Source organism: Pseudomonas sp. NPDC089408 (assembly GCF_044749445.1).
In the GTDB taxonomy this organism is placed as follows: domain Bacteria; phylum Pseudomonadota; class Gammaproteobacteria; order Pseudomonadales; family Pseudomonadaceae; genus Aquipseudomonas.
This window is the reverse complement of record NZ_JBIVHY010000001.1, coordinates 496,590-513,164: the sequence shown is the minus strand read 5'-3', so window position 1 is coordinate 513,164 and position 16,575 is coordinate 496,590. Positions and strand designations below refer to the sequence as shown.

The window sequence follows — 16,575 nt, the reverse complement described above, 5'->3', positions numbered from 1 at the left end:
AGGAGCGGATTAACCCGCGAATGCGATATTGAATCTGCCATCGCATTCGCGGGTAAACCCGCTCCTACACAGGGCGCGGTGCAGGCTTACTCGATAAAGCTGACCACACCACCTTCCAGCGATTTCACCCGGGCCAGCGACTCAACGCGGTAGCCCTGGCTGTCCAGCTCGGCACGGCCGCCCTGGAACGACTTCTCGATAACAATGCCCAGGCCGGCTACGGTGGCGCCGGCTTGCTTGATGATGGAAATCAGTGCCTGCGAGGCCTTGCCGTTGGCCAGGAAGTCGTCGATCACCAGCACGCGGTCGCTGCTGTTGAGGTGGCGCGGCGAGATGGCCACGGTGTTCTCGGTCTGCTTGGTGAAGGAGTATACCGTCGCAGTCAGCAGGTTCTCGGTCAGGGTCAGCGACTGGTGCTTGCGCGCGAAGATTACCGGCACGCCCAGCTTCAGGCCCGTCATCACCGCCGGGGCAATGCCCGAGGCTTCAATGGTGACGATCTTGGTCACGCCGGCATCGGCGAACAGGCGGGCGAACTCGTCACCGATCAACTGCATCAGCGCCGGATCGATCTGGTGGTTGAGAAACGCGTCGACTTTGAGAACCTGGTCGGAAAGCACGATGCCTTCTTCGCGAATCTTCTGATGCAGTGCTTCCACTGTGGTATTCCTCGATGTAACAAAGGTGGCCGCTAAAAGCGGCAGAGTTTAAGAATAATGGTTGATCAGCGTTTGAGCATTGCCCGGATATCGGCCAAGGCGTTGTTGCCGCGTGCGGCCTTCACCTCGACCGGCGCATCGTCCAGGCCCTCCCAGGCCAGGTCGTCCGGTGGCAGTTCGTCGAGGAACCGGCTAGGCGTGCAGTCGATGATTTCACCGTACTGCTTGCGCTTGGCAGCGAAGGTGAAGGCCAGGGTCTGGCGCGCACGGGTGATGCCCACGTAGGCCAGGCGGCGTTCCTCTTCGATGGTGTCGGCCTCGATGCTGGAGCGGTGCGGGAGGATTTCCTCTTCCATGCCCATGATGAACACGTAAGGGAATTCCAGGCCCTTGGAGGCGTGCAGGGTCATCATCTGCACACCTTCGGCATTCTCTTCTTCTTCCTGCTGGCGCTCGAGCATGTCACGCAGTACCAGCTTGCCGATGGCGTCCTCGATGGTCATTTCACCCTCTTCATCCTTCTCGAGGGTGTTCTTCAGCGCTTCGACCAGGAACCAGACGTTGCTGATGCGGAACTCAGCCGCCTTGTCGCTGGCGGTCTGCTGGCGGATCCAGTTCTCGTAGTCGATGTCACGGATCATCTCTTGCAACGCGGCAATCGGGTCTTCCAGGGCAACCTTGTGGCGCACCCCGTCCAGCCAGTGCTTGAAGCGCTGCAAGCGCTCGGTGTAGCGCGCGTCCAGGTGCTCGCCCAAGCCCAGCTCTTCGCTGGCGGCGTACATCGAAATGCCGCGCTCGGTGGAGTAGTTACCGAGCTTTTCAAGGGTGGTGGAGCCGATTTCGCGGCGCGGCACGTTGATCACCCGCAGGTAGGCGTTGTCATCGTCCGGGTTCACCAGCAAGCGCAGGTAGGCCATCAGGTCCTTGACCTCCTGGCGGCCGAAGAAGCTGTTGCCGCCCGACAGGCGATACGGCACCTGGTGGTGCTGCAGCTTCAGTTCGATCAGCTTGGCCTGGTAGTTACCGCGGTAGAGGATGGCGAAGTCGCTGTACGGGCGGTTGGTGCGCAGGTGCAAGGTGAGGATTTCCATGGCCACGCGTTCGGCCTCGGCTTCCTCGTTCTTGCAGCGGATTACGCGGATCTCGTCGCCCACGCCCATCTCGCTCCACAGCTGCTTTTCGAAAGCATGCGGGTTGTTGGCGATCAGCACGTTGGCGCAGCGCAGGATGCGGCTGGTGGAGCGGTAGTTCTGCTCTAGCATGACGATCTTCAGGGAGGGGTAGTCCTCCTTGAGCAGCATCAGGTTCTCGGGGCGGGCACCGCGCCAGGCGTAGATCGACTGGTCGTCGTCGCCTACCACGGTGAACTGGTTGCGCATGCCGATCAGCATCTTCACCAGCAGGTACTGGCTGGCGTTGGTGTCCTGGTATTCGTCCACCAGCAGGTAACGCACGCGGTTCTGCCAGCGCTCCAGCACCTCGGGGTGCTCCTGGAACAGCTTGACCGGCTGCAGGATCAGGTCGTCGAAGTCCACCGCGTTGAACGCCTTGAGCGTGCGCTGGTAGTGGGTGTAGACGATGGCTGCGGTCTGTTCGCGCGGGTTGCGTGCCTTTTCCAGGGCTTCGGGCGGCAGGATCAGGTCGTTTTTCCAGGCACCGATCATGTTCTTGATCTCGTCGATGCCGTCGTCGCCGGAGTATTCCTTCTGCATGATGTCCGACAGCAACGCCTTGATGTCGGACTCATCGAAGATCGAGAAGCCCGGCTTGTAGCCCAGGCGCTCGTGTTCCTTGCGGATAATGTTCAGGCCCAGGTTGTGGAACGTGCACACCGTCAGGCCGCGGCCTTCCCCCGGGCGCAACAAGGTGGCGACCCGCTCCTTCATCTCGCGTGCGGCCTTGTTGGTAAAGGTCATCGCCACGATGTACTGGGCACGGATGCCGCAGTTCTGGATCAGGTGGGCAATCTTGCGTGTGATCACGCTGGTCTTGCCCGAGCCTGCACCGGCGAGCACCAAAAGAGGGCCGCCGACGTAGTCACGGGCTTCCTGCTGCCGGGGATTGAGTCGGGACATGCTAGAAACCGGGGGTCGCCAGAAAATAGCCGCGCATTCTAACAGGCATGGGGCGGTTGTGGCGCGACCGTCTGACGTCTGAGTCAGACTTTTGTGCAGGCGGTGTATTAGCCAGGCTAATGCCATGTACTGGAAAAATCGTATTTGCCGGCGGGTCTGGTTTCGCGCAGGATGCACGACAAAATGCGTCGGGGCGCTGCACTGCGCCTGCATGTGTAAAAGTGAAAATCATTTTCATTAATGCAGTAGCATACCCGACCTCTCCCGTTACACCGTGAAGCCCTAAGGAGCCCGCTTGTCCACGCCTGTCGAACCTTTGCGTTTGCTGCTGTTGGCCGATGAGCCGGAATGGACCGTGCTGCTACGCGAATGCGTGCAGGCACTGGGCGGCAGCGCAGTGCTGTTGACCGCGCCGAACTGGGAGGCGGTAGACAGCCTGTTCAGCCAGGACCGCCAGGCGGTGATCCTGGCGACCGCGGCATTGCAGCCGGCGCCCGGGCGTTGCGAGCTGCCGACCATGCTGCTGCTGGACCACGAGCCAGAGACGGCGCCCAGCGGCGTCAGCGACTGGCTGGTACGTGACCAGCTCAACGCCGACACCCTGCGCCGCTCGTTGCGCCATGTGCGTGAACGCGGCGTGCTGGTCGCCACCTTGCAGCGCCTGGCCGAACAAGACTCGCTGACCGGCATCGCCAACCGCCAGGGCTTTCAGGCCTTGCTTACCGCACGCCTGGCCGAGAACGAAGGCCGTGGTGTTGCCCTTGGCCACCTGGACCTGGACAACTTCCGTCACGTCAACGACGCGCTTGGCCACCAGAGTGGCGACCGCCTGATCCTGCAGGTGGTGGCACGCCTGAAGCACCAGCTGGAAGCGGGCGACCAGCTGGCGCGCCTGGGCAGCGACGAGTTCGCCCTGCTGATCGACACCCGCCGCGACGCCAACCGCGCCGAGTGGATTGCCGAGCGCATTGTCGAGGCGCTGGCCGAACCCTACTGGATCGATGGCGAAAGCCTACTGTTGGGCTGCAGCCTGGGCCTGGCTCACGCCCGTGCCCACAGCGGCGCCGACCCACTGATGTGGCACGCGCACATTGCCATGCGCCAGGCCAAGGGCAGCCAGGGCTGCACCTTCCATGTGTTCAACGAGCGCATCAACCGCAACGCCCGCAGCCTCGCCGACCTGGAAAGCGAACTGCGCCGCGCCCTGCGCCGTGACGAGCTGGAGCTGCACTACCAGCCACGGCTGAACCTGGCGGACGGGCGCATCGTCGGCCTCGAGGCGCTGGTGCGCTGGCGGCATGCCGAACGTGGCCTGCTGCCGCCTAGCGAGTTCGTGCCGCTGGCCGAGCAGAGCGGCCTGATCGTGCCGTTGGGCTACTGGGTGATTTCCCGTGCCCTGCGGGACATGCAGGCGCTGTGCGAGCGTGGCCTGGAGCCGCTGCACATGGCGGTCAACCTGAGCTTTCGCCAGTTCCAGGACAGCCAGTTGCTGGCCACCTTGAGCCGGCTGATCCTTGAGCACGGCGTGGATGCCCGCTGGCTCGAGTTCGAACTCACCGAAACGGCCGTAATGCGCCGCAACGAGCTGGTGCGCCAGACCATGGACGCGCTGGGCCGGTTGGGCGTGCGCTTCTCACTGGATGACTTTGGCACTGGCTTTTCTTCGTTCGTGCACCTCAACAGCTTGCCGATCACCTTGCTCAAGGTCGACCGCAGCTTTGTTGCCGAAATGGAAATGCGCGAAGAAAACCGCAAGCTGGTGCACGCCATGATCAACCTGGCGCACAACCTCAACCTCGAGGTGGTGGCCGAAGGGGTGGAGAGTGAAGAGCAACTGCAACTGCTGCGCGGGTTTGGTTGCGACCAGGTGCAGGGGTTTCTGGTCAGCAAGCCGTTGCCGGTGGGGGAGTTGATGGCGTTTTTGCTGAATTGCAGCGCGCCGAAGCTGGTTAGCCTGTGACATCGTAGGGGAGGGCTTCGCCCTCCATCGCGACACAAGGCCGCTCCCACATTGATCGACGTATGCAGGCCGCTGTGGGAGCGGCCTTGTGCCGCGAATGGGCTGCAAAGCAGCCCCCGACAATTACACAGACACCGCAGACCTGTCAGGTAAACCCGCTTTCCTCATCAGCCGCTTCATCCGCCACTCAAAACCAAAGGTCAGTGCCACCGCCGCACACGCCAGCCCCAGCGCCAACCCCCACCAGATCCCGACCGCTCCACCGCCCAGGTTGAACGCGAACAGCCAGGCACTCGGCGCCCCCACCAGCCAGTAGCAGCACAGCCCGATCAGGAAGGTGGTCTTGGCATCCTTCAGCCCGCGAATAGAGCCCATGGCAATGGTCTGCATGCCATCGAACAACTCGAACCAGGCCGCCACCATCAGCAATTGCACCGCCAGTTGGTAGATGGCTGCAAAACCCGGGTCGTTACGGTCGATAAACAGACTCACCAGTGCTTCCGGCAACAGCAAGAACAGCGCCGCAAAGGCAAACATGATCGTCGCCCCAAAGCCGATACCCACGCGCCCGGCGCTGCGTGCTGCCAGCAGGTTGCCGGCGCCGTAATACAGCCCCACGCGCATGGTGACCGCATACGACAGGCCCGTCGGCACCATGAACGCCGTAGACACGATTTGCAGGGCAATCTGGTGCGCCGCCAGCTCGGTGCTGCCGAGCACGCCCATGCACAGCGCGGCAAAGGCGAACAGGCCCACTTCGACCATGTAGGTGCCGCCAATCGGCAAGCCCAGCCGCCACAGTTCGCGCAGGGCCGGCAGCGACGGGCGCGACAGGCCCTTGCGCAGCGGGTAGGCGACATAGGCCGGGTGCCAGCGGATGTACAGCGCCAGGGCAATGGCCATGCCCATCGACACCACCGCAGTGACCAGGCCAATGCCCATCAGGCCGAGCTTGGGCAAGCCGAACATGCCCTCGATCAGCGCCACGTTGAACAGGTAGTTGAGCACGGTGCCGACCACACTGATCACCATGACCGGGGTCGAGCGGCCAAGGGCGCTGGTAAAACCACGCAAGGCCATGAAGGTCAGGTAGCTGGGCAATGCCAATGGCAGCAGGGTAAGAAACTCAGTGGCCGAGGCAACGTTCTCCGGTTTCTGGCCAAACATCAGCAAGACAGGCTCAAGGTTCCACAACGCCAGCGCGGCAACCAGCGCCAGGCCCCAGGCCAGCCACAGGCCGCTCTGGGCCAGGCGCGTGGCGCCTTCGATGTCGTTGGCGCCCTTGCGGATTGCCACCAGGGTGCCGACTGCGGCGATCACGCCCAGGCAGAAGATCGACACGAACGAGTAGCTCGCTGCCCCCAGGCCGCCACCGGCCAGGGCCTGCGGGCTGATGCGGGCCATCATCAGGGTGTCGGTCAGCACCATCAGCATGTGCGCCAACTGCGAGGCAATCAGCGGCCCGGCCAGGCGCAGCAAAGCCTTGAGTTCAGTGGTGGGCGCGACGTGCATGGGCGGTCCTTCTTCCTGAGGTGATGAACGAAGGGCGATTCTGAGGCTTCGGTCAGCTTTGCACAAAAGGATAAAAGCGATAGTTGGCATGAGTTGAACTCATGTATATAGGCTCTTTGGTGATTCGCCTTTCACGCCCATATTGCAGGTGCCTCATGCCACGCCAGCTACCGCCGCTGTATGCCTTGCGCGCATTCGAAGCGGCTGCACGACTCAGCTCCTTCACCCGTGCCGGCGAAGAGCTGTCGATCACCCAAAGCGCCGTCAGCCGGCATATCCGCACCCTGGAAGAGCACTTCGCCTGCCGCTTGTTCGTGCGCAGCGGGCGCAGCCTGCAGCTGACCGAAGCGGGGCGGGTGTTGCTGCCGGGGGTGCGAGAGGGCTTCGCCGCGTTCGCGCGGGCCTGCGAAACCTTGTGCGGCGAAGATGACATCCTGCGCATGAAGGCACCTTCGACGCTGACGATGCGCTGGTTGCTGGCGTGCCTGAGCCGCTTTCGCCACCTGCAGCCGGGCAACGAGGTGCAACTGACCAGCGCCTGGATGGACGTCGACCATGTGGACTTCAACCAGGAACCGTTCGACTGTGCAGTGTTGCTCAGCGATGGGGTGTTCCCGGCAGACTGGGAGGTGCGCAAGCTGTTCCCGGAGCTGCTGATCCCGGTCGGCGCGCCGGACCTGCTCGACGAACAACCCTGGGATGTTTGCCGGTTGGCCGGCATCGAGCTGCTGCACCCCACCGTGGACAAGCGCGACTGGCGCGAATGGCTGGAGCGCATGGGCCTCGACGACAAGGTGTCGCTCAAGGGCGGGCAGGTGTTCGACACCCTGGAGCTGGGCATGATTGCGGCGGCGCGTGGTTACGGGATTTCCATGGGTGATTTGCTGATGGTGGCCGAAGATGTGGCGCAGAAGCGCCTGAGCCTGCCCTGGCCGACGGCGGTGCCCAGCGGCATGGATTACTACCTGGTGTGGCCGCGCACCCGGCGTGGCGGGGAGCGGTTGCGGCGGTTGAGTGCGTTTCTTGAGCAGGAAGTGGCGGCGATGGATCTGCCCGATGTGGAAATCCTGGCGCCCCTTTGATCGCCGGTACTGGCCTCTTCGCGGGCGATAGAAAACGTTTGCGTATACCCCGGCCCGGCACTCAAGTATTCGCCCGCGGCGCCGATCCATTGGCACCAGCGTCCCGAAAGAGGGCGCGCTTCCCGTCAAAAAATAATCGGGTGGTCAGCGTGATCAGGACGATCCCGGCCTCTTGCCTGGAGCTTCCTCATGTCTCAACCGCGTGCCCGCATCGCCTCGCAACTGGGTGTCGCCCTCGCCATCGTGCTGGCGTTGGTCATCTCTGGCAGTACCTTGTTCGCCCTGCGTTCGCTGGACGATGCCAACCTCGCCACACGCCAGGCCCACCTGGCCAGTGAGGCGCGCTTGCTGGCCGACCAGCTCGACACCTTCCACGGTTCGCTCAAGGACAATACCCAGCGCCTCAGCGGCCTGTTCGAGCGCCGCTTCGCCTCGGGTCTGTCACTGCATGCCGGTGAAACCGTGCAGGTCGCCGGCCAGGCCACGCCGGCCTTGTACCTCGGCGAGCACGTGCTCAACAACGACTTCCAGCTGGTTGACGAATTCCAGCAGATGACCGCCGGCATCGCCACGTTGTTCGTGCGCAGCGGCGACGACTTCGTGCGCATCAGCACCAACCTGAAGAAACAGGACGGCAGCCGCGCCATCGGTACCCAGCTCGATCGCCAGCACCCGGCCTACCTCAAGCTGCTGGCCGGGCAGATGTACGTTGGCCGCGCCGTGCTGTTCGAGCGCAACTACATGACCCGCTATGTGCCGGTGAGCGACAGCAATGGCCGGGTGATCGCCGTGCTGTTCGTCGGCTTCGACTACACCGATGCGCAGAACGCCCAGTTCGCCAACCTCAAGCGCTTCCGCATTGGCCAGACCGGTTCGCTGGCCCTGCAAGACGAGAAGGGCCAATGGCTGGTGCCGCCGGCCAATGCCGAGCAGCAGCTGTACAGTGCCACCGCACCCTTTGCCGAAGGCCCCTGGACGGTGGTGGCGAGCATGCCGATGGCAGAAATCCGCGAGGTGACCTGGAGCGTTGGCCTGCGCCTGGCCATCGGCAGCGCGCTGGCCATGCTGTTGGCCGTGGCGGCCACGCTGTGGTTGCTGCGGCGCAAGCTGCGCCCGCTGGACGACCTGGTGCGTCAGGCCGAAGCGCTTGGGGCAGGCGACCTGAATGCGCGGTTGAGCGTAACCAGCGATGATGAAATCGGGCAACTGGCGCGCAGCTTCAACAAGATGGGCGAGGCACTGTCGACCATGGTCGAGCACATCCGCAGCGCCTCCGAGCAGGTCAGCACCCGTGCCCGTTCGTTGTCCGGCCTGTCTGCTGGCGCCTGCGAAGGCATGGACCAGCAGTCCGGCGAGATCACCAGCATGGCCGGCGCGGTGGAGGAGTTCAGCGCCACCTCGATGAACATCGCCGACAACATGGCGGGCACCGAGCGCATGGCCCGTGACAACGCCCAGCAGACCCGCATTGGCCGCAACGCCATGGATGAGGCATCTCGCTCGCTGAAGCAGATTGCCGATGCCCTCGGCGGCACTGCCACGGTGATGGACAGCCTGGGTGCCCGCTCGCAAGAAATCGGCGGCATCATCAGCGTGATCACCGCGATCGCCGAGCAGACCAACCTGCTGGCATTGAATGCGGCCATCGAGGCGGCGCGTGCCGGTGAACAGGGGCGGGGCTTTGCGGTGGTGGCGGATGAGGTGCGGGGGTTGGCCGCGCGTACCCGTCAGGCCACCGATGAAATTTCCGGGATGATTACCAGCATCCAGCAGCAGACCGGGCATGCCATTACCACCCTGGAGCAGGGTAACCAGCTGATGCAGGAAGGCCTGGAACGTAACGACAAAGTGGCACAGGCGCTGGCGTGTATCGACGAGCAAAGCCGTGCGGCGGGCGAGCAGTTTGCCGTGATCAGTACGGCGACCCAGGAGCAGAGCAGCACCGCGACAGTGCTGAGCCGCAACTTGCAGAGCATTGCCCAGGCCAACGGCGAGCAGCGCGAGGTGGCCAATGAACTGGCCTTTACCGCGCGGGAGCTGGAAGGGTTGGCGGCGCAGCTACGGCAGGAAGTCGACCGCTTCCGCTGATACCGCAGGGGGCGCAACGCGCCCCCGGCGATCTGCCGGCTTACATCGAACCCAGGTTCAACGCCTGCGCACAAGCCTGCAACGACCGCCGCTCGCTTTGCGCATACAGCGCCAGTTCATCCTGCACCTGCAGCCCCAATGCCGCTTCAAAGGCATCGCGGTTGTTATTGCTGCCGTATTCGGCCTGCGCATCGTCCCCCAGGTTGGACTGGAAAATCCCCGCCGCACTCACTGGCAAGAAATCCTCGTAAACCAGCGCCTCGAAGTGCACATGGCCCGCCTCGATCAGGCCTTCCAGCGTAGTTGGGCGATCCTCCTGATCACGCGCAGCCAGGCCCTTCTCGGTGGCGAAGTAGCGGAAATATGCCAGACCCTGCTCACGCATCTGCGCGAGGTCGTCCGGGAATTCGGTAAAGCTGTCCTTCAACAGCCCCATGTAGCGTTCGGCGTTGGCCTCAGCCGGAGCACCGCCCAAGGCAGCACGGGTGGCATCGAGCAGTTTGTCGTACAGCTGGCGGCCTTTCGGCGTCAGCGCCGCACCCCGCTGTTCAATCTCGCCAAAGCGGGCGGTGTGGCTGCCTTCGCTGCCTTGCTGGTCGCTGAAAGCAACCTTCTCCTGTAGGGCCTTGAAGCTGGTCTGGCGCAGCAGAATCGGGTGGCGACGAGTAGGCGGCCCTTCGACCACGGCCTTTGGCGGTATGCCCTTGGCCGGCATGCCGACCTGGATTGCATCGATGTCCAGGGTGCGCGGCGTCAGGTGGTTGATGTGCGGGCCCTTGAAGGCCACCACATCGGCAATCAGGCGGTGCTGGTCGTGCAACTGCTGGTACTGCTCAGCGGTGACGGTAGCGTCATGGTGCCAGCGGAAGGTATGCAGCGCTTCCTGCACGAACGCCTCGGCATCGGCGGCATTCAGGCCACCATCGCGTTCGCATTGGGCGATCAGTTCGAGGGCGCGGGCAGTGAAGATCTGGCGCTTGGCCAGAATGCCTTGGGCCAGCTCGCGCAGTTGCAGGTTGTCGATCAGTTCCAGGCGCAGCAGCGAAGTGAACACGCGGAACGGGCTAACGTGCAACGATTGCTCGTGCACGGCGCGGAAAGCGGTGGAGTGTACCGGCACCCCTGCAGAGCTGAGGTCGTAGTAGCCGACCGGCTGCATGCCCATCACCGCGAACAGGCGGGCGATGGTGGCCAGCTCTTCGGCGGTACCGACACGGATGGCGCCGTGGCGCTCGTGGTCCAGGCGCTCGATTTCGCCGGTCCAGCGCAGGGCCTCGGCTACGGCAGGTTGCTGGGTCATGACCTGCTGGTTGATTTCGCTCACCAGCTCCAGCAGCGTGCCGTACAGCGGCACTTCCTGTTTGTACATGAGCGACATGGCGGCAGAGAACTGCGCGCGGATGCTGTCTGGGCTGACGAAATCATGGGCGGGCATCGCTAGCTTCCTGGTTAGGTTCGGACGCTTACATGAAAGCTGGGAATGCACTTGGCTCACAAGCGAAAAAAAGTGAGTGTGTCATTCCTTTTTTGATCGACCTCAAGGGCCCTTTCGCGGCTAAAGCCGCTCCTACAAGGTATTGCACCTGCCTTAAACCTTGCGCGGGCCCTGTAGGAGCGGCTTTAGCCGCGAATAGGCCCTCAAGCCGATAACTGCTCACGAATCCATCCCACCAATGCCCTTACCTTGGGCACCTCCGCCGCATGCTCGGCATACGCCAGGTAATGCGCCCCGGCACTGCGCATCGCATGGTTCCACGGCACCACCAGGCTACCGTCAGCCAGCTCTTTGGCCGCCAGGTAACGCGGCACCAACGCCACCCCACACCCGGCCTGCGCCGCGCTCAACGCCATATAGAACGTATCGAAGCGCGGCCCATGGTAGGCGCTGACGCTCTGCAGGCCCTGCTCCAGGAACCACTCATGCCAGGCCTCTGGCCGCGACGTACTCTGCAACAGCACAAGTTCGGCCAGCTCCTCGGCCCCGCCCAGCTCACGCCCGGCCAGCAGCTCCGGCGCGCACACCGGCACCACCTCTTCGCGGAACAGCTCTACGCAGCTGGCCCCCGGCCATGTGCCCTGGCCATAAAAGAACACCACATCCGCCGAACCTTGCAGCAGGGCGAACGGCTCCATCTCGTTGCGGATATCCAGGTGGATATTGCTGTGCCGTTTGCCAAAACCCTTGAGGTGCGGAATCAACCAGCGCACGCCAAAACTCGGTTGAGTGGCTACCTTCAAAATCTCGGTCTGCTCGCCGTAGGTGAGTACGTAGCGGCTGGACATGTCCACCTGGGTGAGGATCTTGTTCACCTCGGCCAGGTACAGGCTGCCAGCCGGCGTCAGCTGCAAGCGGCGGCGAATGCGCAGGAACAGGTGGTGGCGCAGCATGTCTTCCAGCTGCGCCACCTGCTTGCTGACCGCGCTCTGTGTCAGGTGCAGTTCTTCGGCGGCACGGGTAAAGCTCAAATGGCGGGCTGCAGCTTCAAAACACTGCAGGGCGGTCATGGAAGGCACCAGGCGTTTGGACATAGCGGTCTCTGCGGCTCGAATCATTACCTGACGGAATGATATGCGGAATAAAGGTCGTTTGTTGTACCTATGTGATCGGATTAATACTGATCCACATCATTTTTCCACCCCATCACCCGATGTAGGAGATGCACAAATGGTTGCTGGATTGCTCGAGCGCCTTGGCGTTGCCGCCGAGGCTTACACCCAGGGCGACTACCCTGTTCACACGCCGATCGACGGCAGCCAGATCGCCTCGGTGAAACTGCTCGGCAAAGCCGAGACCATCGCCCGCATCGATCAGGCCCAAAGTGCCTTCGAAGCTTGGCGGACCGTGCCGGCCCCACGCCGTGGCGAGTTGGTGCGCCTGTTCGGCGAAGTGCTGCGTGAGCACAAGGCCGACCTCGGCGAGCTGGTCTCGATCGAAGCCGGCAAGATCACCCAGGAAGGCCTGGGCGAAGTGCAGGAAATGATCGACATCTGCGACTTCGCCGTCGGCCTGTCGCGCCAGCTGTATGGCCTGACCATCGCCTCCGAGCGCCCTGGCCACCACATGCGTGAAACCTGGCACCCGCTTGGCGTGGTCGGCGTGATCAGCGCCTTCAACTTCCCGGTTGCGGTGTGGGCCTGGAACACCGCCCTGGCCCTGGTGGCCGGTAACTCGGTGGTGTGGAAGCCTTCCGAGAAAACCCCGCTGACCGCCCTGGCTTGCCAGGCGCTGTTCGAAAAAGCCCTGAAAGCCTTCGGCGATGCCCCAGCTGGCCTGGCACAACTGGTCATCGGCGGCCGTGAAGCCGGCGAAGCCATGGTCGACGACCCGCGCGTACCGCTGGTCAGCGCCACCGGCAGCACCCGCATGGGTCGCGAAGTCGGCCCACGTGTGGCTGCCCGCTTCGGCCGCAGCATCCTCGAGCTGGGCGGCAACAACGCCATGATCCTGGCCCCGAGCGCCGACCTCGACCTGGCCGTGCGCGGCATCCTGTTCTCCGCTGTCGGTACCGCCGGCCAGCGTTGCACCACCCTGCGCCGCCTGATCGTGCACCGTTCGATCAAGGACGAAGTGGTTGCCCGTGTGAAAGCCGCGTACGGCAAAGTGCGCATCGGCGACCCACGCAAGGACAATCTGGTTGGCCCGCTGATCGACAAGCAGTCGTTCGATGCCATGCAGGGCGCGCTGGCCAAGGCCCGCGACGAAGGTGGCCAGGTGTTTGGCGGCGAGCGTCAGCTGGCCGACCAGTACCCGAACGCCTACTACGTGTCGCCAGCCATTGCCGAAATGCCGGCGCAAAGCGACGTGGTACGCCACGAAACCTTCGCCCCGATCCTGTACGTGCTGGCCTACGATGACTTCGAAGAGGCCCTGCGCCTGAACAACGAAGTGCCACAAGGCCTGTCGTCGTGCATCTTCACCACCGACATCCGCGAAGCCGAGCGCTTCCAGAGCGCCTCGGGCAGCGACTGCGGCATCGCCAACGTCAACATCGGCACCAGCGGCGCTGAAATCGGCGGTGCGTTTGGTGGCGAGAAAGAGACTGGCGGTGGCCGTGAGTCCGGCTCGGATGCCTGGAAAGGCTACATGCGTCGCCAGACCAACACCGTGAACTACTCGCGTGAGCTGCCGCTGGCGCAGGGTATTGTGTTCGACTGATCGGTTCATGCTGCATGGCCGGGGGCTTTGCCCCCGGTTCGCGGGTGAACCCGCTCCTACAGGGATCTTCATCGCTTGCGCGATCCCTGTAGGAGCGGGTTCACCCGCGAATGGGCTGCAAAGCAGCCCCAACAAGAACAAATTGCTGGAGCCGGGCCATGTCCGAACTGCGTCAAGAATGCTTGTGGGAATTCGTCAGCAAACCGAGCGTGGCCGCCCAGGCCCTGGCCGGTGAGCACAAGGCCGATGTCTGCGTGATCGGTGGCGGCATTACCGGCCTGTCGGCGGCCATCCACCTGCTCGAACAGGGCAAGTCGGTGATTCTGCTGGAGGCCTGGAAGATCGGCCACGGTGGCTCCGGGCGCAACGTCGGCCTGGTCAACGCCGGCACCTGGATCCGCCCCGACGATGTCGAGGCCACCCTCGGCCAGAAGCAGGGCAGCCGCCTGAACAAGGTGCTCGGCGAAGCCCCGGGCGAAGTGTTCGCCATGATCGAGCGCCTGGGCATCGACTGCCAGGCCCAGCACAAAGGCACGCTGCACATGGCGCACAACGCCACCGGCATCGCCGACCTCGAAGCCCGCCACGAACAATGGCGCCGCCGCGGTGCCGACGTCGAGCTGCTGACCGGCGCGCAGTGCCAGGAATACTGCGGTACCCACAAGATTTCCGCCGCGCTGCTCGACCGCCGCGCCGGCACCATCAACCCGATGGGTTATACCCAAGGCCTGGCAGCTGCCGTGGTACGCCTGGGTGGCAAGCTGTTCCAGCAGTCCTCGGTCGAAGGCCTGGAGCGTGAAGGCGATGCCTGGCGGGTGAAGACTGCCCGTGGCTCGGTGCGCGCCGACAAGGTGGTGATTTCCACCGGCGCCTACACCGAAGGCGACTGGAGCAACCTGCAGAAGCAGTTCTTCCGTGGGTATTACTACCAGGTGGCGTCCAAGCCTCTGCAGGGCGCAGCGGCCGACAAGGTGCTGCCACATGGCCAAGGCTCGTGGGACACCCGCACCGTGCTCAGCAGCATCCGTCGCGACGACCAGGGCCGTCTGCTACTTGGCAGCCTGGGCCGGGTCGACAACAAGCCCGCGTGGTTCGTGCGCAGCTGGGCCGACCGTATCCAGAGCCATTATTACCCTGAGCTGGGCAAGGTCGAGTGGGAGATGCACTGGACCGGCTGCATCGATTTCACCCCTGACCACCTGATGCGCCTGTTCGAGCCGGCGCCGGGGCTGGTGGCGGTGACCGGGTATAACGGGCGGGGTAATACCACCGGTACCGTGATTGGCCGGGCGTTTGCCGAGTTCCTGTTGAAGGGTGAGGCCGATAGCCTGCCGATACCGTTCTCGCCGATGAGTGGCGTGAGTGCGCCTTCGTTGCGCACCGCGTTCTACGAGTCCGGGTTCTCGCTTTACCACGCGGGGCAATGCTTGAGGGTTGTGTTGTAGCAACTGGCCTCTTCGCGGGTGAACCCGCTCCTACAACGATCGCGGTCCTTGTAGGAGCGGGTTTACCCGCGAAGAGGCCAGCACAGGCTTACTTGTGCAACCAGCTGAGGAAGCCACCCTTCTTGATCAGGGCCGGCTTCTGCAGCAATAACGATTCCCGGCTCTGGCGCCGGAACCGCTGCAACTTGCTCAGCGCCGTCTGCACATCGCCACGCTGCACCAGGCAACTTTTCACCTGCTCCTTGTCGATTCGATACAACACGCAACTGGTCAAGGTGCGGAACTCGGCAAACGAGTCATCTTCGTCGATGATCCCCTCGATCCCCAGCACCTCGCCCGGCCCCATGCGCCCGGCTTCCAGCAGCTTGTCGCCCTCGCGTACCGACGCCGACACCACACCGCTGCCAATCACCAGCAAATGGTCGGAATGCTCGCCCACCTCCAGAATCACCTGATCCGCCAGGTACTCCACGGTGGTCATGCGCTGGCTGAGCGCATCGCGTTCCTCGGCGCTCAACGAGCGGAACACCCGCACTTCGTCCAGCACCTCGCGCTGGCGGCTGCGTGGTGGCATGGCCAGGTCGATGTTCCACATTACCCCGCTGGCCTCCAGGTGCCGGTGCGCCAGGTCGAACAACTGGTTGCGCGCCGCAGTCTTGCCGCCCATGTCGGCAATGAAGCCGCTGGCCTCATACTCCACCGACTCCAGCGTCGAGGCCTTTACCGAAACCTTGGGCGCCGGTGAGGCAAGGATCGCGCTGGTACCTTGCAGGGCCTTTTCCAGTGCATCGAACACCCGCTTGGGCCGCACCTTGGCCGGCACCACTACGCTGATCGATACCCCGTGCACATCGGCCGGGCGGCTGTGGTTGAGCAGCCGCGCCTTGGCCGCCACCGAGTTGGGGATCACCGCCAGGCTACCCGTACCCGTCAGCAGGCGAGTGGCGCGCCAGTCGATTTCCAACACCTTGCCTTCGGTGCCGTCGATCGAGATCGAATCGCCAATCTGGTAGGGCCGCGTGGTGTTCAGGATGATGCCGCTGAACACATCGGCCAGCGTGCTCTGCAACGCCAGACCGATGACGATGGCCATCACCCCCGACGTCGCCAGCAGCCCCTTCACCGGCAACTGCAGCACATAGCCTGCGGCAGCGACCACGGCGGCCAGGAATATCAGCGCCCCCAGCACATCCTGCAGCAAACGCCCGCCATGGCTGCCCCGGGCCACCAGCAACAGGCCGAACACCACCGTCACGGTGCGCGCGCCGAACAGCCACCAGCCGATGGCCAGCACCGTGGCCATCAGGTTGCGTGAGACATCGTCGGGCCACGGCGGCGGTTGCAGTGGGCTCATGCCGGCGGCCACCAGCACCGAGCTGAACAGCAGGAAGATCACCAGGCGCGTGCCAATACGCCAGGCCCGGCGCTGGATGGGGATGACTTGCCAGAGCACGAGGTCGAGCAGGATCAGGGCGGTGCCGAGCAACAACGGGTATGACTGGATGAACGCCAGCATGGTGGTCTCGGGTTTGAGGGGAGGGCTGTGCGTAGTAATAGAGCAGGTTGCAGTTGCAGGCAATGGGGGTCTGTACCGGCCC

11 protein-coding genes and 1 pseudogene are annotated in these 16,575 nt (G+C 63.7%); 6 read left to right on the top strand and 6 right to left on the bottom strand.

Features of this window, described 5'->3' with window-relative positions; all coding sequences use genetic code 11:
* Window positions 1-86: 86 nt before the first annotated feature.
* Together ACIP02_RS02240 and rep are read right to left on the bottom strand one after the other, a co-directional pair.
* Window positions 87-659 (bottom strand): xanthine phosphoribosyltransferase, encoded by a 573-nt coding sequence (locus ACIP02_RS02240; RefSeq protein ID WP_400612804.1) that lies wholly within the window; start codon window positions 657-659, stop codon window positions 87-89.
* Window positions 660-724: 65 nt separating this feature from the next.
* Window positions 725-2,734, bottom strand: coding sequence for a DNA helicase Rep (gene rep / locus ACIP02_RS02235; protein WP_400612801.1), 2,010 nt, complete (start codon window positions 2,732-2,734; stop codon window positions 725-727).
* Between the two features lie 295 nt (window positions 2,735-3,029).
* Here rep and ACIP02_RS02230 point away from each other — a divergent pair, with 295 nt between their 5' ends.
* The gene (locus tag ACIP02_RS02230; RefSeq protein ID WP_400612799.1) at window positions 3,030-4,694 is read left to right on the top strand and encodes a putative bifunctional diguanylate cyclase/phosphodiesterase; all 1,665 of its coding nucleotides are present in this window, start codon (window positions 3,030-3,032) and stop codon (window positions 4,692-4,694) included.
* 123 nt (window positions 4,695-4,817) lie between these two features.
* On the opposite strand, the gene ACIP02_RS02225 is transcribed toward ACIP02_RS02230, so the two are convergent.
* Window positions 4,818-6,206: a NorM family multidrug efflux MATE transporter gene (locus tag ACIP02_RS02225; protein ID WP_400612797.1), complete on the bottom strand. Its 1,389-nt coding sequence runs from the start codon at window positions 6,204-6,206 to the stop codon at window positions 4,818-4,820.
* A 155-nt stretch (window positions 6,207-6,361) separates the two neighbouring features.
* Here ACIP02_RS02225 and ACIP02_RS02220 point away from each other — a divergent pair, with 155 nt between their 5' ends.
* From ACIP02_RS02220 to ACIP02_RS02210, 3 genes and pseudogenes are all read left to right on the top strand, one after another.
* On the top strand, window positions 6,362-7,288 hold the full coding sequence (locus tag ACIP02_RS02220) for a LysR substrate-binding domain-containing protein (protein WP_400612795.1): 927 nt from the start codon (window positions 6,362-6,364) through the stop codon (window positions 7,286-7,288).
* Window positions 7,289-7,477: 189 nt separating this feature from the next.
* Window positions 7,478-8,521: pseudogene (locus ACIP02_RS02215) on the top strand (Cache 3/Cache 2 fusion domain-containing protein); the annotation flags it as partial.
* Window positions 8,516-9,376 (top strand): methyl-accepting chemotaxis protein, encoded by an 861-nt coding sequence (locus ACIP02_RS02210; protein WP_400613253.1) that lies wholly within the window; start codon window positions 8,516-8,518, stop codon window positions 9,374-9,376. The pseudogene ACIP02_RS02215 and the gene ACIP02_RS02210, both read left to right, overlap by 6 nt.
* A 40-nt stretch (window positions 9,377-9,416) precedes the next feature.
* Here the strand turns inward: ACIP02_RS02210 and ACIP02_RS02205 are convergent, their stop codons facing one another.
* Window positions 9,417-10,811, bottom strand: a complete 1,395-nt coding sequence (locus ACIP02_RS02205) for a VOC family protein (RefSeq protein WP_400612793.1) — start codon at window positions 10,809-10,811, stop codon at window positions 9,417-9,419.
* Between the two features lie 203 nt (window positions 10,812-11,014).
* Window positions 11,015-11,905 (bottom strand): LysR family transcriptional regulator, encoded by an 891-nt coding sequence (locus ACIP02_RS02200; protein WP_400612791.1) that lies wholly within the window; start codon window positions 11,903-11,905, stop codon window positions 11,015-11,017.
* Between the two features lie 136 nt (window positions 11,906-12,041).
* Between ACIP02_RS02200 and ACIP02_RS02195 the strand changes: the two genes are divergently transcribed.
* Window positions 12,042-13,532 (top strand): aldehyde dehydrogenase family protein, encoded by a 1,491-nt coding sequence (locus tag ACIP02_RS02195; RefSeq protein WP_400612789.1) that lies wholly within the window; start codon window positions 12,042-12,044, stop codon window positions 13,530-13,532.
* 158 nt (window positions 13,533-13,690) lie between these two features.
* A complete protein-coding gene (locus ACIP02_RS02190) occupies window positions 13,691-14,977 on the top strand; it encodes an NAD(P)/FAD-dependent oxidoreductase (protein WP_400612787.1) in 1,287 nt (428 codons plus the stop codon).
* An 88-nt stretch (window positions 14,978-15,065) separates the two neighbouring features.
* On the opposite strand, the gene ACIP02_RS02185 is transcribed toward ACIP02_RS02190, so the two are convergent.
* Window positions 15,066-16,493 carry a mechanosensitive ion channel domain-containing protein gene (locus ACIP02_RS02185; RefSeq protein WP_400612785.1) on the bottom strand — a complete coding sequence of 476 codons (1,428 nt, stop codon included), beginning with the start codon at window positions 16,491-16,493 and terminating at the stop codon, window positions 15,066-15,068.
* Window positions 16,494-16,575 lie beyond the last annotated feature (82 nt).

Bases quoted from the DNA above. Each gene is read 5' to 3' on its own strand.
- rep (WP_400612801.1), bottom strand. From the start codon at position 2,734: ATGTCCCGACTCAATCCCCGGCAGCAGGAAGCCCGTGACTACGTCGGC.
- ACIP02_RS02225 (WP_400612797.1), bottom strand. From the start codon at position 6,206: ATGCACGTCGCGCCCACCACTGAACTCAAGGCTTTGCTGCGCCTGGCC.
- ACIP02_RS02220 (WP_400612795.1), top strand. From the start codon at position 6,362: ATGCCACGCCAGCTACCGCCGCTGTATGCCTTGCGCGCATTCGAAGCG.
- ACIP02_RS02210 (WP_400613253.1), top strand. From the start codon at position 8,516: ATGGGCGAGGCACTGTCGACCATGGTCGAGCACATCCGCAGCGCCTCC.
- ACIP02_RS02205 (WP_400612793.1), bottom strand. From the start codon at position 10,811: ATGCCCGCCCATGATTTCGTCAGCCCAGACAGCATCCGCGCGCAGTTC.
- ACIP02_RS02200 (WP_400612791.1), bottom strand. From the start codon at position 11,905: ATGTCCAAACGCCTGGTGCCTTCCATGACCGCCCTGCAGTGTTTTGAA.
- ACIP02_RS02195 (WP_400612789.1), top strand. From the start codon at position 12,042: ATGGTTGCTGGATTGCTCGAGCGCCTTGGCGTTGCCGCCGAGGCTTAC.
- ACIP02_RS02190 (WP_400612787.1), top strand. From the start codon at position 13,691: ATGTCCGAACTGCGTCAAGAATGCTTGTGGGAATTCGTCAGCAAACCG.
- ACIP02_RS02185 (WP_400612785.1), bottom strand. From the start codon at position 16,493: ATGCTGGCGTTCATCCAGTCATACCCGTTGTTGCTCGGCACCGCCCTG.